The 13,164-nt window shown below is 52.5% G+C and carries 15 protein-coding genes; 7 read left to right on the top strand and 8 right to left on the bottom strand.

Annotation, left to right across the window (positions count from 1 at the left end; translation table 11 throughout):
• Positions 1 to 37 precede the first annotated feature (37 nt).
• Entirely contained in the window at positions 38 to 580 is a 543-nt protein-coding gene (locus LDH74_RS10605) for a hypothetical protein (protein ID WP_226042469.1), read from the bottom strand.
• 78 nt (positions 581 to 658) lie between these two features.
• On the bottom strand, positions 659 to 1,213 hold the full coding sequence (locus LDH74_RS10600) for a SocA family protein (RefSeq protein WP_226042468.1): 555 nt from the start codon (positions 1,211 to 1,213) through the stop codon (positions 659 to 661).
• Positions 1,214 to 1,551: 338 nt separating this feature from the next.
• On the opposite strand from LDH74_RS10600, the gene LDH74_RS10595 reads away from it, so the two are divergent.
• Positions 1,552 to 2,205 carry a hypothetical protein gene (locus LDH74_RS10595; RefSeq protein WP_226042467.1) on the top strand — a complete coding sequence of 218 codons (654 nt, stop codon included), beginning with the start codon at positions 1,552 to 1,554 and terminating at the stop codon, positions 2,203 to 2,205.
• A gap of 239 nt (positions 2,206 to 2,444) precedes the next feature.
• On the opposite strand, the gene LDH74_RS10590 is transcribed toward LDH74_RS10595, so the two are convergent.
• Positions 2,445 to 3,401, bottom strand: a complete 957-nt coding sequence (locus LDH74_RS10590; RefSeq protein ID WP_226042466.1) for a hypothetical protein — start codon at positions 3,399 to 3,401, stop codon at positions 2,445 to 2,447.
• Positions 3,402 to 3,532: 131 nt separating this feature from the next.
• Here LDH74_RS10590 and LDH74_RS10585 point away from each other — a divergent pair, with 131 nt between their 5' ends.
• On the top strand, positions 3,533 to 4,117 hold the full coding sequence (locus LDH74_RS10585) for a hypothetical protein (RefSeq protein ID WP_226042465.1): 585 nt from the start codon (positions 3,533 to 3,535) through the stop codon (positions 4,115 to 4,117).
• A gap of 138 nt (positions 4,118 to 4,255) precedes the next feature.
• Here the strand turns inward: LDH74_RS10585 and LDH74_RS10580 are convergent, their stop codons facing one another.
• The 5 genes from LDH74_RS10580 to LDH74_RS10560 form a co-directional block, all read right to left on the bottom strand.
• A complete protein-coding gene (locus LDH74_RS10580) occupies positions 4,256 to 4,534 on the bottom strand; it encodes a hypothetical protein (RefSeq protein WP_226042464.1) in 279 nt (92 codons plus the stop codon).
• Between the two features lie 152 nt (positions 4,535 to 4,686).
• Complete coding sequence (locus LDH74_RS10575; RefSeq protein ID WP_226042463.1) at positions 4,687 to 5,127, bottom strand: hypothetical protein; 441 nt, start codon at positions 5,125 to 5,127, stop codon at positions 4,687 to 4,689.
• Between the two features lie 71 nt (positions 5,128 to 5,198).
• Positions 5,199 to 5,837 carry a tyrosine-type recombinase/integrase gene (locus LDH74_RS10570; protein ID WP_226042462.1) on the bottom strand — a complete coding sequence of 213 codons (639 nt, stop codon included), beginning with the start codon at positions 5,835 to 5,837 and terminating at the stop codon, positions 5,199 to 5,201.
• A 148-nt stretch (positions 5,838 to 5,985) separates the two neighbouring features.
• A complete protein-coding gene (locus tag LDH74_RS10565; RefSeq protein ID WP_226042461.1) occupies positions 5,986 to 6,507 on the bottom strand; it encodes a hypothetical protein in 522 nt (173 codons plus the stop codon).
• A gap of 297 nt (positions 6,508 to 6,804) precedes the next feature.
• Positions 6,805 to 7,806 carry a hypothetical protein gene (locus LDH74_RS10560; RefSeq protein ID WP_226042460.1) on the bottom strand — a complete coding sequence of 334 codons (1,002 nt, stop codon included), beginning with the start codon at positions 7,804 to 7,806 and terminating at the stop codon, positions 6,805 to 6,807.
• 160 nt (positions 7,807 to 7,966) lie between these two features.
• Here LDH74_RS10560 and LDH74_RS10555 point away from each other — a divergent pair, with 160 nt between their 5' ends.
• The 5 genes from LDH74_RS10555 to LDH74_RS10535 all read left to right on the top strand — a co-directional run bounded on the left by LDH74_RS10555 (position 7,967) and on the right by LDH74_RS10535 (position 13,099).
• The gene (locus tag LDH74_RS10555; RefSeq protein ID WP_226042459.1) at positions 7,967 to 8,560 is read left to right on the top strand and encodes a hypothetical protein; all 594 of its coding nucleotides are present in this window, start codon (positions 7,967 to 7,969) and stop codon (positions 8,558 to 8,560) included.
• A gap of 737 nt (positions 8,561 to 9,297) precedes the next feature.
• Positions 9,298 to 10,341, top strand: a complete 1,044-nt coding sequence (locus LDH74_RS10550) for an ion channel (RefSeq protein ID WP_226042458.1) — start codon at positions 9,298 to 9,300, stop codon at positions 10,339 to 10,341.
• A complete protein-coding gene (locus tag LDH74_RS10545) occupies positions 10,334 to 10,882 on the top strand; it encodes a YetF domain-containing protein (protein ID WP_226042457.1) in 549 nt (182 codons plus the stop codon). Before LDH74_RS10550 ends, LDH74_RS10545 begins: the two co-directional genes overlap by 8 nt.
• A complete protein-coding gene (locus LDH74_RS10540) occupies positions 10,879 to 12,144 on the top strand; it encodes a cation:proton antiporter (RefSeq protein ID WP_226042456.1) in 1,266 nt (421 codons plus the stop codon). Before LDH74_RS10545 ends, LDH74_RS10540 begins: the two co-directional genes overlap by 4 nt.
• On the top strand, positions 12,137 to 13,099 hold the full coding sequence (locus LDH74_RS10535; RefSeq protein WP_226042455.1) for a YegS/Rv2252/BmrU family lipid kinase: 963 nt from the start codon (positions 12,137 to 12,139) through the stop codon (positions 13,097 to 13,099). Before LDH74_RS10540 ends, LDH74_RS10535 begins: the two co-directional genes overlap by 8 nt.
• Positions 13,100 to 13,164: the final 65 nt, after the last annotated feature.

Raw genomic sequence — 13,164 nt, 5'->3', positions numbered from 1 at the left:
ACAACACAGCGGAATCTGACCGCTATCCCAATATCAGCTAAATCAATCCTGAATCGCTGAACTCAATCTCTGCTTTGTCCGGTAACTGACTCATTAGAATGTCACGATCCATTGGTGTGACTTTCCCTTTGATAGTAACTTTCCCATCGTTTTTCCAATGTGGTTCATTAAGGGCTACACAATCGATATTATAGAGCAAATTAAGTTCCTCCCCGATATCATATTCAAAGAAAGTGATAACGCACTGAAGTTCGATTTCAACGCTTTGGCTTTGTCTTACCCCCTTTCTCATTTTATCGTGGTGGGTAATTGACAGAAAGTACACTTCTTCAAGATCACTCTTATGCTTTTTCCGTAAAATTTCTGGATCAAGTTTCCACTGAACAATAAGATGCTCAACATGAGTCGTACGGGTTCCCTTCATCTGCCCTGTTTTTGGATCACCAATAAGAGGATTATCCTTAATTCGTTCGACAGTCTTCTTCAAATTATCGAATAGACCACCACTCGATTGTTTCAAACTCTCATATTTGTCGAGAAACTTCTTATCGGCATTAATTGTCCAATGCCTGTCAGTCATATAGAGCTAGAGAAATCGTTATCCTATGGGGTAATAAAACGTTCCTTCTCACACCACTAACAAACGAAAAACAAGTAGTTACAACAGAAGACGTTCCACGTCTTCCTCTGATGCTGGTTCCTCTTCTTTTGCAAGACTCCAGTGAAGATTTCTTGCCGGAACAACCTCATCAATGTAACTCGCAAAGTCAATTCGCTCCTCTCGCTCAAAATTTCTCCAAAGCCATGTGCTTTTCGCAAAGTCCACCAGATCTTGAGTAGACATATGTCGTGTATCTTTGTGAATGTTTTTAATCCACGTTCGTTTTTTGGAGGACAACCTTCCATGTTCTTCTGAGGTCATATACTGCTCTCCCTCCCGATGTGTGTTCAAGCAAATACGTCCTTCTTCCAAGAGCTGGTCAAGCGCTTTCTCGACAGTGAATGAATAAGGCCCATGATGATAAGGCATGAAACTTGCATCAGTCAGACGTTCTCCAAAATGCTGCGCAGTGTAGATCTCACCATAAAAGATCAACTTTTGGATGCGGTAGTTGTAGAGTGCCTCATACTGGGAAAGGAACTCGATAATAATCTCCTTGAGTTCTTCCTGATCCTCGGGATCGAGTTCAACCCGTGGCCCAGTATCTGTCATAGACGGATGTTGGATACCCAGGATAAAGACCTTTTGGAGTGTACACTAAAAGTGAAAGTTCCCCTCAGTGTGAGTGGTTGAATCATCCTCAGCACACCCCTCGTTGTGAGTGGTCAAGATCTGACCATCACAAATACACGCTATAGTCCCGTGTGATATCCTCGGCTCACAGTTAGCGACCACATCCACAAGAGACATTTATAAATCACATTCACATGTCACAATCACCGATCACAGCGACCTCACACGCACCGCTCACATCACAAATCACAGTCACAGTTACAGTAACACGTCGAATCCACACCACAATTTTTGTACTCACTTAATGAACACCAACTATGGCCATATCAGACACCGACACACCAAATGACCAATCAGATCTCTATATCGCTGTGGAAGAGGACGGTCTAGTGGTTACTGCCCGCGAACACGCAAATAGTGACAATTCAAACAAAAAACTGTATTGTCCCAAATGCCTTCAAGACGAGGGAAATCACGTGCCTGTCAAACTTGACACAACCTCACTCAGATACCGTCACTTGACAGGTGCAGAGCATACATGCTGGCGAGATGGACGTCATAACGACCGCCACCATCCTGAAATCGCACAAACAGTATTTGCTAAGCTCGCCAATAATTTCGAGACAAAAAATGCAGAAATCGAATACACATCGATCAAAAGTTGCGATTACGATGTTGCTGCGAAAACTCCATGGAATGATTTAGAAGGTATTGTTGTTGAAGTACAGCATCAGTGCGGCGGGTTTACCACACGATTCCATCGGAAAGTCATGAACGCCCACCGTGCAGGGTATGGCGTCCATGTTGTATTCTCTCCGAATCCACGCGGAAAGCAGTGGTTCACCCAGGTTATAGAAGACCACATGGGCTCAGATGCCCGTATTGGGCAGTACTGTGATGACGACTTACAGCTAGGTACGATTATCCATCCAGATGAGATGCATTACAGAAAATTCTACAATACCGACTGAACCAGCGGCTCATATACACACGTACTGTTCACTGTCCCTCGGGCACGCTTGACGATCGCCTCAGAACCGCAGTACTCGCCGGCCAACGAAATACGGTAAAATAATCCTCAAAAAGTGGATTCGTACCTTTTTGGTTATAGTCCCGGGCGGGGCTGACAATCCGAATTTTGCATCATGAACCGTGGTTGTCCGATGGTCACAGGGGTTGTACATGTGATCCGCAATCCATTTGTGGTGGACTACACGAACGCAAGTTCAGTACCGACAACTAAAATAATAATTCCACTCGTGAATAAACTCGCGACCACGTTGAAGAGGAGGTATAAAATATATCGGGATGATCGCCACAGACTGGCATCATTGAAGTCTCGATAAACATGGTCGATGTGCTCAAACATGTACGCCCAATTTCGCACGGCAACGGCAAAGAACACTGCTGTGCCGTTCAACAGAACTTTTCCAAGGAAGGTTTCCCCAGGGAGTTCTCCGGTGAAACTGTAGACCTCTCCAACCAACGGTAACATTCTCAGCATTTGTGCGAAGGAGCTCACGAGTCCATCTTCGGATAATCCCTGAACGATATGCTCTTCAAATTCTGGAAGGAGACCAGTCGTGTCTAATCCCTTCTCGAGCCCGAGAAGAAAGAGAATGAAACTACCAAAGAACCCGATTCCATAACTGAACCATTTCAATGCACTCCACTCTGAATCATCAAAAATGTCCACAACTGACCGATCAGTATCTTCTGCCTTTTCGGTCATTCCCTCATGAACATGCGGCGGCGTATATCGGTTCCAGTATTTCGGGAGTGTCTCTTGGAACCAGTACAATGTTCGAAGGAAGTACACTGCGAAAAACGCTACAATAAGAATGACGGTAGCGATCTCGGCAAGGTCAACGAAGAAGTTACCCCACCACGATCGTTCGGTTCGAATTCTAGAGAAAGCGGTGTATTCCTCGATGAGGATATACGTGAGGGCAGGAAGAACTGCGAGGAAAACGCTCGCGGAGAACCCTGAGTATCGACGCCACCAGAGAACAAGGATGCTCCGGATGGTCTTTCGTGTCGGTAGCAAACGAGTGAGTTTTGGTGCAAGATATTCAAGAGCGTCACGGATGAACTGTGCGATGAGTGAGCCCGCGAAACGTGTGAAGGCAATGATTCGTACTGAGATTGGGTGCGAAGGCTGCCACATGATGGGTTGCGACCAACATTAGACGAGAAGTATTTCTTTCTAACTGTTACAGCGAGTGCTAATACGGTAGGACTAGAATGAGTGTTTGAGAACCGAACAGTTTAGGACTCAACGAATCTGTAGTGGCAATAATGCCTGTCGAAGGGTTCGGTACGTCCGGTCTCAACCTTTTTATTAGTCTTCTCATTCTCATCGTTAGCGCATTCACTCTTTGGTGGGGTCATCTACGGGAACACCGATCCAGTGTCAAACTGCAATCAGCCGAGGCCCCATCGAAGAAGGGTGGGTTTGGAGGTGGGAGAGTAGCACTGGACGATAAAGCATATTGGAAAGGACGAGATTATCTCCGACTTTCTAACACGGGCGAGAAAGGCGCGTACATTCACTCGATTGATCACCAATTGCTTTCGTTGCGAAAAGAAAACGGGGAGGAGACAAGTGATCCTCCAGCTGAAATCACAAGAGAGAGACGCAGACTTCCGGAAGAAATCGAACCGAGTCAGAATATTGTGTACAAACCTCAATTGAAAATCAGGCCCGAGGAGAATGTTGGATCGCTCGTTGAGCATGATGTTGCGACTGTTCAACATACGATGATTATTGAAGATAACAAGGGATCGTATGAAGTGAGTCATATGTCTGAAATGCACCTCAATGGCCCGAGAAATATAGATGAGAAATGGGAAGAACACCAACAGCAACGACTCGAGGAATAGCCCTTCCACTGTAAGGACAGACGTGCGAGCGCGATGGTTGCGACGAGGACGCAGTTAGGGGGCCGAGCGACGAATGGTTATGCGAGGAACTTCAAGGTGAATTCTTCGCGGTGTGGCACGGCTAACTCGGTGGTTCGTTTAATCTTCAGGGCGGTCGAAGCTCATCACGCGGGTTTCGGGGGGACGTTTACTCTGTTTGCTGAAGTGTGCACTAACCGGTTCAAATCCAGCGTCAGATAACTGGTGGAGCACCTCTGACGGGATAATTACTCCTTCGTCCTTAAGGTCATCTGGCTCGACAATGACATCAATTCGCCTATTTTCGTAATCATACCGAGAGACATGTGTAATATCGTCTCTGTGCCGAATAGCGTCAATAACGTATCCTGCGATTTTATCAGGAGTAGGATCAGTCACGTATGCTTGTTTGATGCTCGGATCATAACGGTTTGGTGTCCGGTGCGGAGTGTTCCAACGTGCACTGCCAGAATGGTGGTCACTCACCTTCTTGAAGACGAATTACCCTGGTAGAGTCCGTTGAAGAGGTAACGGGCAGTGTCGGTCAACTATTAGCGATACATTCCGCCACGTCCCCTACGTCGGCGGCCCCCACTGCTTATTGCTACTTTCAACGCTAGGAATACGAACAGACCCAGCACCAGGCCGACGATCGTTAAGACTGCGAGGAGTGGTTGGCCGAATAGTGACTGACCCGCAATCACCATTAGAACGTATGCGACACCACCAACAGCACCAGCCTCCACTGCTGCTTGTGCTATCCCAGCGATGAACAGAAGTGGCGGGAGGATTCCAAGATCGGCGATGAACATCCAGGCATTCGGTGGTTGTGAGAGAACTTCCGACGTAGATGGAGCGTCGATGAGTATCAACCAGAGGATGTGCTGAAGCAGTGGGAGCATCAGACCGGTGAAAATTGCTCCCTGAAGTGCGCGGCCACCGAGGTCTCCTGCGGTGCTGGGATGTGGCGTTGGTGTGGTTCGTGACGCCATACATTCTGATATGTCGTCTTTTGGTAAGAATCTATGGCTGTCTTCTTGAAGTTAGGTTCCTCTGGTAGAATTCAGCGCCGCTGAAAGTGGTCGTAAACGCGTTCTGTCGTCGATACGCTGCGGTGGCGGAGTCTGTTCCTCACATCCACAAGCCGAGTTTCTGGGTCACCCAACATATAGTTCGACAGCGAGTGTCTGAGTGCATGTGGGTGGAATTCTGACGGGTCAGCTGGCTCTCCGTCGCTTCGGTGAACCGTGATGTCTGCGTGAATTGCGAGACCTTCGACGACGTTGCGCATTGACTCCGTCGTCATTTGGTCTGACTGCCGTGATGGGAAGATGTAGTCGCTGTCTCGCTCCTGGTACCATTCACTGTTGAAGTACGACCGGAGAAGACGGACGGTTCCGAAGTGGCCGAACGGATCGAGTCGCATCGTGACGCTCCCCGGTGAGAGGTCTTCGTGGGGGTAATCTTTCTGCACGTGTCCGGGAATGGTCACCTCTCCTTCAGAGAGTCGGAACATTGACTTCTTGAGTCCACGCAGTTCGTTGGCGCGCGCGCCGAGGTCGATTCCGAGGACGATGAGTAGTTCGTCGCGCAGGCGGCGACCGAGGTTGTCGTAGCGGAGGGGGCGGTCGTGTGCTGCGTCGCGGAGTGGGTCTACTTGTGTGAGGTCAATGTACCGGTGTACTGTTTCTTGCTTGCTCATACGATATGTTGTCTCTAGAACAACTTAACTAGTGGGGTCAGCTTTGGAATCCGTGAAATGGGGTGTTTGACCCCCTGGTTTGACTGGATATAGGCCCGAATTCGGCGTTCAGTTTTGGATTCTGTTAGGAGAAACCCAAACTGAACAGCTACATCACATGCGACCGCAACAGCCCCTCCGGCGACCCCTCACGAACCATCTCCTCCACATCCTCACGATCCCACCCGACCATCTTCGGGTCAGTCTTCGACTGAATCAACTGCTCCGCACCCATATTCCGTTCAGACGTGAACCCGCCCATACTAACGAAGTAACACACCTTGCACGACGCCGTCGCCATCGACACCTTATCGTGGAACACGCTGATATCGTCAGTCCCCGTTGGACTCTCTCGCCACTTATTCTCAAGCAACGTCGCTTCGCCTACCAGGCGATGAACCCAGTCAGGGGCATCTAAGCATGCAACGAAGACGTCGATCTCGCCCGTTGCGACTTCCCGGCCAATCACCACGTCTACGTCCGGTAACTGATTGAACAGCAGTCCAACGAAGTAATCGAAATACCGTCCTCGAGTCGCACTGTCATCTATTGACTCCAGCTCGGAGAACTTCTCCTGGAAGTAATCCGGGCGCAAGTCCCTTGCAGAGTCTACGAAGGTTTCGAACTCCACCTTGAGGTCAGAAAAAAATCGACGTCCTCCACGAACTCATACACAACCGACCAGTTCGTCTTCTCACCCGGATTGAACTCCTTGCCGCAGAAGCAGTACTTCGGTTCGCTCGGAACACTACTTCGAGACGCGTACATCCCATGCTCTTGATGGCAAGACGGGCATCGAACCCTTACCTTCGCCTCAACTGCACCCTCATCGCACAGCTCACTGAGGAACACCAGTACTTGTGACTCATCGACCCCCGAACGCTTCGCTAACGCCGAACGAGTGAACCGACCTCGTTCAGCTTGAATCTCACTCAGGGACGTTTTCAAATCCCTGAAGTTTTTGCTGGGGATATCCTCCACTTTTTCTGAGAACATCGTCGATGAGTCCCTCGATTTCGTTGAGTCGTCCTTCCCGTTCGTAGCTTCTGAACCAAATTTTACTTTGGGGCCGATTCAGGTACAGCGCGAAGTCGCCGTCGTTGAGTTTGACGTACCCTTTCGAGATCTCGCCGTCCTCCTCATTCAGCTCTTGCTGTACTTGGTCGTCCTCGAGCAAGTTCATGTACTCCCCGGTTTCGTCTTTCTTCGAGGTGTACCTGACCGAACTAGCCGTCCGACCGTTGCCTTCGCTCACGACGACGTTCAGGTTCACGTACTTCTCGATTCGGTCGCTGAACTCGTCAACGAACGCCTGGTCGAAGCTCGGCTTGTAGAACACGTCCTCGTTCTGGTAATCCATGCCGACGGACGATGCGATTTTCTTGCAGATGCGCCGTGCTAGCGGAACCTCGGCAGTTCGCACGTGAACCAGGTCGGTGTTCTTGTTGATCACGGCCACACACTCGTCCGGCTTCAGTTCGCGCTGTGGCTTGCCCGTGGACGGATCGACTGTCTTCATCGACACATACCGCCCAAGGATGACGTACAGCCGGTCATCGAACTCTTCGGTGTCTACGAGGAACGGCTCACCTTTCTGATCTTGGACTTCTTCGGCTCGGGGGAACTCGCTAACAACCTGTGAGGGTATGTTGTCGAACTCATCCGAGATCCCTGTCAACACGAAGAAGTTCAGACTTTGCTTTCCTCCAAACCGGAATTGCTTCCGGAAGTCATCGAATTCGTCCTCGTCAAGGACTTTGGCGACGTGTTCCTCTAAGTCGATGTCACTTGTGGGGAGGTCTTTGTCGTGGTTTCTGAGGAAATCTTTGAGCGCCGTGTTTGCTATTTCTCGGTCTCGAATCCACTGTGTTCGCTTCTGTACGGTCTCCAGAGACGTTGGTATGCTTTCGCTACTCTCACCGGCGCCCATTTTCCTACTTGTTGGGTGACACGGTATATAAAAGCAACCCTAAACGTACCAAAATCCGCCTTCTATCGTTGAATTCCACCGGACAGAGAGCCATTCATTGATGGCCGTGGACAGTCAGATCTGGACGAAGCATTAAGACTGCGTGCTATCAACCCCGAGTATGGTTGACCTGAATATTCTTTCCAGTAACATTCTCGGTGGCGTAATTGCGCTTCTTGTTGCCGTTGGTGTGTCTAGGTGGGAATTCAACAGGCAGGCCAAAGAGAAGAAAAAGAACTGGTACAGAGCAGTTCACAACACGTGTGTTCGGGCCTACGGCAGTAGAGATGTTGACCACCGTGGACTCGATGAGGCGAAACTAAAAGAACACGCGCAGCTGTACCAGGCGTTCTCTGAGCAGATCGAGAATAACCTCGCAGATGCCCCCACAGACGAGGTAGACTTACCGTTGTTCAACGCGCTTCAGAACATCCAATTGTCGTGTATCAGGTACGCGAATGAAGTTGACACCCCGAATCCACACAAGCCATTCTTGGACAGTCGCCACGACACAATTATTGATTTCTGCCTAATTGCGATGTACCTCATCGAGTACGAGAAAGAGCCAGATATCGAGTTTCTGCATGAGTTAGAGGGTGAAGAACTGAACGAGGCTGAGGAAAAGTACGAGAGATTCCGTGAGGGGACATTATACGAAGAACAGAACGAGAGGGCGAGAGAGATAATGCAGAAACTGAACAGCTTGAGTGAGTAGGCCGTCTTCACTACGATCACCCGAGCTCAATGGGTGTAGACTGTCGGCTATTCTTCCTCATAGCGAGTTTTCCGACACAGAGACGTGTCTATCCCGGTCACTGACCATAATTACCCCACCTTCGGGACTTCCAGACTCGACTTTGCAACAGCTTCCTGCCTTCTACGACACGGCTCGACTGATACATACAGGCAGTAGAGTTACCATATCTACCGCAGTATATCTGATCCAAACTCGTCCACATCTTTTACGAACGCGCGGTTTTATGCCCTGAGATAGTATAGCACGGTGGCCGCCCCATAACGTGGTTGGGGCCAAGGGAGTTAGTTGGGGCAACGCTCCTTCGTTGTTGCAGTAGCGATCCGATCTTTTCGCTTTGGTACAACTGCTGTATTCAGTTCGCACACGTATACAACATTTCCAGAGCCGTGCAAGATACAGCGCGGGGATCTTGGACGCCGTGTATACGGAATCCGGCGTTATCTACAGGTGGAACTGAACGGGGTAACCATCAGTAGTAGTGTCTGCACAGTATCTTAGATTCGTAGCTACACGACAGTTTCTGCGGCAGTTGACCTGCTATTGGTGTTGGGGTTCCCACAACCTCAAAATGCCTGCGAACCGTAAATCCAGACAACCATGGGCCTCAGTAGGTGTTCCTATCCGTCGCCACTGGAGACTGCATCCGTCAACAGTACAAGCGGAGACCGTTCATCTCGCCACGACGGTACCGGCGAGTGGTTCTCTTCCGCAGACACTCGCTCAGAATGGTGACTGCTGAAAATCTCTTCTTTCTCGCTCTCGGGAGTCTCCTGCTGATCTCGGCATTTATCGACATTCTCTGGACGACGCTCTGGGCAAACGCCGGTGCAGGCCCCCTTTCCACCCGGTTGATATCAGGGGCCTGGCATGGACTCCGGATGCTTGGCGACCGACAGTCACGACTACTCAATCTTGCCGGGCCAATCATTCTCACGTTGACGCTCACGATGTGGGTCGCACTCATCTGGGGCGGGTGGACGTTCGTCTTTGCAGGCGGCGAGAACGCACTCGCGGACACGCGTGACGTCGGCCCCATTAGCTGGGCAGAGCGTACGTACTTCGTCGCGTACTCGATGTTCACGATGGGAAACGGCGACTTCACGCCAACAGACGGTATCTGGCAGATTGCAACGTCACTCACCACGGCCAGCGGGATGCTCTTCGTGTCATTGGGCATCTCATACGTCATATCGGTGCTTGGGGCGGTCGTCGAAAAGCGCTCGTTCGCTTCGACGGTGACCGGAATCGAAACACAAAGCGAAGCGTTCGTCCGAGACGGCTGGAATGGCGAGGACTTCAACGAACTTGACCTCCCACTCGACACGTTGGCATCCGATCTGGGTCGTCTCGCCAAGCAACACAAGGCGTACCCGATACTCCACTACTACCACAGCGATGAGGCAGATGACGCCGCGGCGCGGGCCGTCGCTATTTTCGATGACGCACTCACGACGCTCCGGTTCGGCGTTCCCGAGACCCATCGACCGAATACTCCTCTCCTCAATACGGCACGGTCGAGCGCGCAGGACTACCTTCAGACGCTCAATTCCATCGGTATTCAACCCGCGGAGGATACCCCGCCACCACCTGAGTTAGACCGTCTCCGTGAGGCAGACGTTCCCACGGTCTCGGAAGAAGAGTTCGCTCGGGCCCTTGATGACCTGAGCGAGCGTCGGCGGAAACTGCTCGGGGGCGTCACCGCCGATGCATGGAACTGGCCATCCGAAAACAATGAGTAGTGCAAACGTCTTCTTTGCCGGCTGGGAGGCGATCCTCCATGTCATCGTCGTTGGCATTGCGATGTATGCGTCTCTCGTCGTGTTCTTACGCCTCTCGGGGAGTCGAACGATTGCGAGCATGAACGCCTTCGACTTCATCGTGACCGTCGCGCTTGGGGCGGTGTTCGGTCGGGCCCTCACGGCCAACTCTGTTGCACTCGCAGAAGCTCTCACCGCCTTCGCACTCCTCATTGTGCTACAATACATTGCGGCGTGGCTCCAGACCCGGTGGCCTCGCTTCGAGCGGGCGCTGAAGAACGACCCGGCGCTACTCTACTTCCGCGGGGAGTTCCTGCGGGATGCAATGGGTGATCAGCGCGTGACCGAGAGCGAGCTACGGGGGGCCGTTCGGAAGGAGAACGTAGGTTCGATGGATGAAGTCGAAGCGCTCGTCCTTGAGCCAGACGGCAAGGTATCGGTTATTACGTCAGTCAAAGACGGCTCGGCCCTCGGGCCGGTCATCCCCGACGAACAACCGATGCAGCCTCCCAGTGAGCCATGAACGGACTCTACAGCTGGCTCCTTCTCTTCGGCCTGGTCGTCTTGCTCTTGGGGTTGTTCACGAAGTGGTTCCAGCAACGGTGGTATCTGACCGAACCACTGACTGGCGTCGTCCTCGGTGCACTCATCGGCCCAGCAGGATTGGGTCTGCTGAGTCTCTCTGTCGCCGGCGACCAGACCCGTCTTCTCCAAGAGGTCTCGCGGGTGACCCTCGCCGTCGCGGACATGGGCGTCGCGTTGCGTCTTCCAAGCGGGTATCCGCTGAAGAACTGGCGGTCGCTCGCGGTTGTCCTGGGTCTCGGCATGGTTCTGATGATGGCGGTGAGCGGCCTCCTCGTCTGGGGGCTCCTCGGCGTCTCGTTCTGGGTGGCGATACTCATCGGGGCCACAGTCGCCTCAACCGATCCGATCGTCGCGACGACCATCGTCACCGGCGACATTGCGGAGAAGTACGTGCCTGCGCGGGTTCGTCACTTCATCTCCGCCGAGTCGGGTGCCAACGACGGAGCCGTGTACCCCCTGGTTCTGCTCCCGATACTCGTCCTGACACAACCACGGGGAGAGGTCATTTCGCGGTGGCTCGTTAACGTGATCGGCTGGCAAATTGGTGGCGCTGTCCTCCTTGGCGCGATTCTCGGGTACGGGTCGTCGAGGCTCCTGACGTGGACTGAATCTGTCGGGATCGTCGAGAAGGGAACCTTCCTCGCGTACACATTGGCACTCACCTTCGTCGTTCTGGGTGCGGCTCGTCTCCTCGGGGTTGACGGCGTATTGGCGGTGTTCGTCGCTGGCATTGCCTACCGGATAGGGCCCGGCACTAAGGAGCCGACTGAAGAGGCACAGATGCAGCAGGCGATGACGAAGTTTTTCGTCCTTCCCGCGTTTGTCTTCGTGGGCCTGGCGATACCGTGGGAGGCATGGTTGGAACTTGGGTGGCGTGGACTCGTCCTCGCGGTGCTGATTTTACTCCTCCGGCGACCACCTGTCATCATGGGCTTGTCTCGGTGGTTCCGACCGCTCCAAACGCGAAAGGAGCAGGTGTTCACTGCCTGGTTCGGCCCAATCGGGATTTCGACGCTCTTCTACGCGATGCTCGCTGAACGACAGACCGGGCTGGACAGTATCTGGCCGGTCGCATCGCTCTTGTTGTGCGCTTCCCTCGTTGCACACGGCCTCTCGGCCACGCCGTTCTCCCGCAGGATGGAAGGTGGTCGTGACGGCGATCCAGAGGCGGGGAACGAGAGTGAGAACGACGATGGCTGACAATAGAAACCCAGCATCTGACGACCAGAACAGCCGCTCCTCAACCCCCTCAGACGGGAGCGACCAGTGGATTATCATTAACCCGACGAGCGGAACGGCAGACCACGTTGACGACGTTCGCCAGTTCGCAGCTGAGCGGAACTATACGATCCAGGAAACGACACACGAAGAACACGCGGTGCAGCTCGCGCAGGATGCTACCGTGAACGACGTTGATCGACTGGCTGTCGCGGGTGGCGACGGGACGCTCCACGAGGTCGTCCGTGGCCTCGTAGAGGCATCTGCTCTCGGGAAGGTAACCCTCGGTGTGATTCCGACGGGAACGGAGAACATCTTTGCAACGAACATCGGGGTAGCAAGCATCGAAGAGGGATTCGACCTTCTTGACCACGGTGAGCGACGACGAATCGACGTCGGGTTCGCTGGAGAGGAACCATTCGTCGTGTCGTGTATTGCTGGATTACCTGCCGAGGTAAGCGTGGGGACATCAGACGACCTGAAAGAACGGTTCGGCTCGCTGGCGTTCGTCGTTGCCAGTCTACAGAAATTCGCAGAATTTCAGGGACTTCACATCGATCTCACTGCTATCTCGGACGGCGAGGAAACGACCTGGTCGGGGGAAGCGCTGTGTATGCTCGTTGGGAATGTCCGGCGATTCATCAATCGTGGCGGGCAGGCCAACGTCGAGGACGGACTGTTCGACGTCGTCCTAATCGAGGAGATGCCTCCGAGTGACACTCTGGCTGAAGCGACTGCGCAGCGAGTATTTGGCCGCGATACTGAACACGTACACCACGTCCGGACGAGCCAACTAGAGATTCGAGGACTCGGTAGTGATCCGATCACGTTCAGTCTCGACGGTGAGCTAAACACCCATGACGAACTCGTGTTGTTTACAGATCCACAGTCGCTCACTGTCTGCGTGGGGTCAACGTACGAGGACACGCAACGATAGGTCTGCACTCTGTACTTATTGATCCACTTTAAACATATTCGATTGCGCCGATACTGACCCGTAGC

The sequence above is a fragment of the Natrinema sp. DC36 genome, from assembly GCF_020405225.1.
GTDB lineage: Archaea > Halobacteriota > Halobacteria > Halobacteriales > Natrialbaceae > Natrinema.
This window is presented reverse-complemented; position numbering and strand designations above follow the sequence as displayed.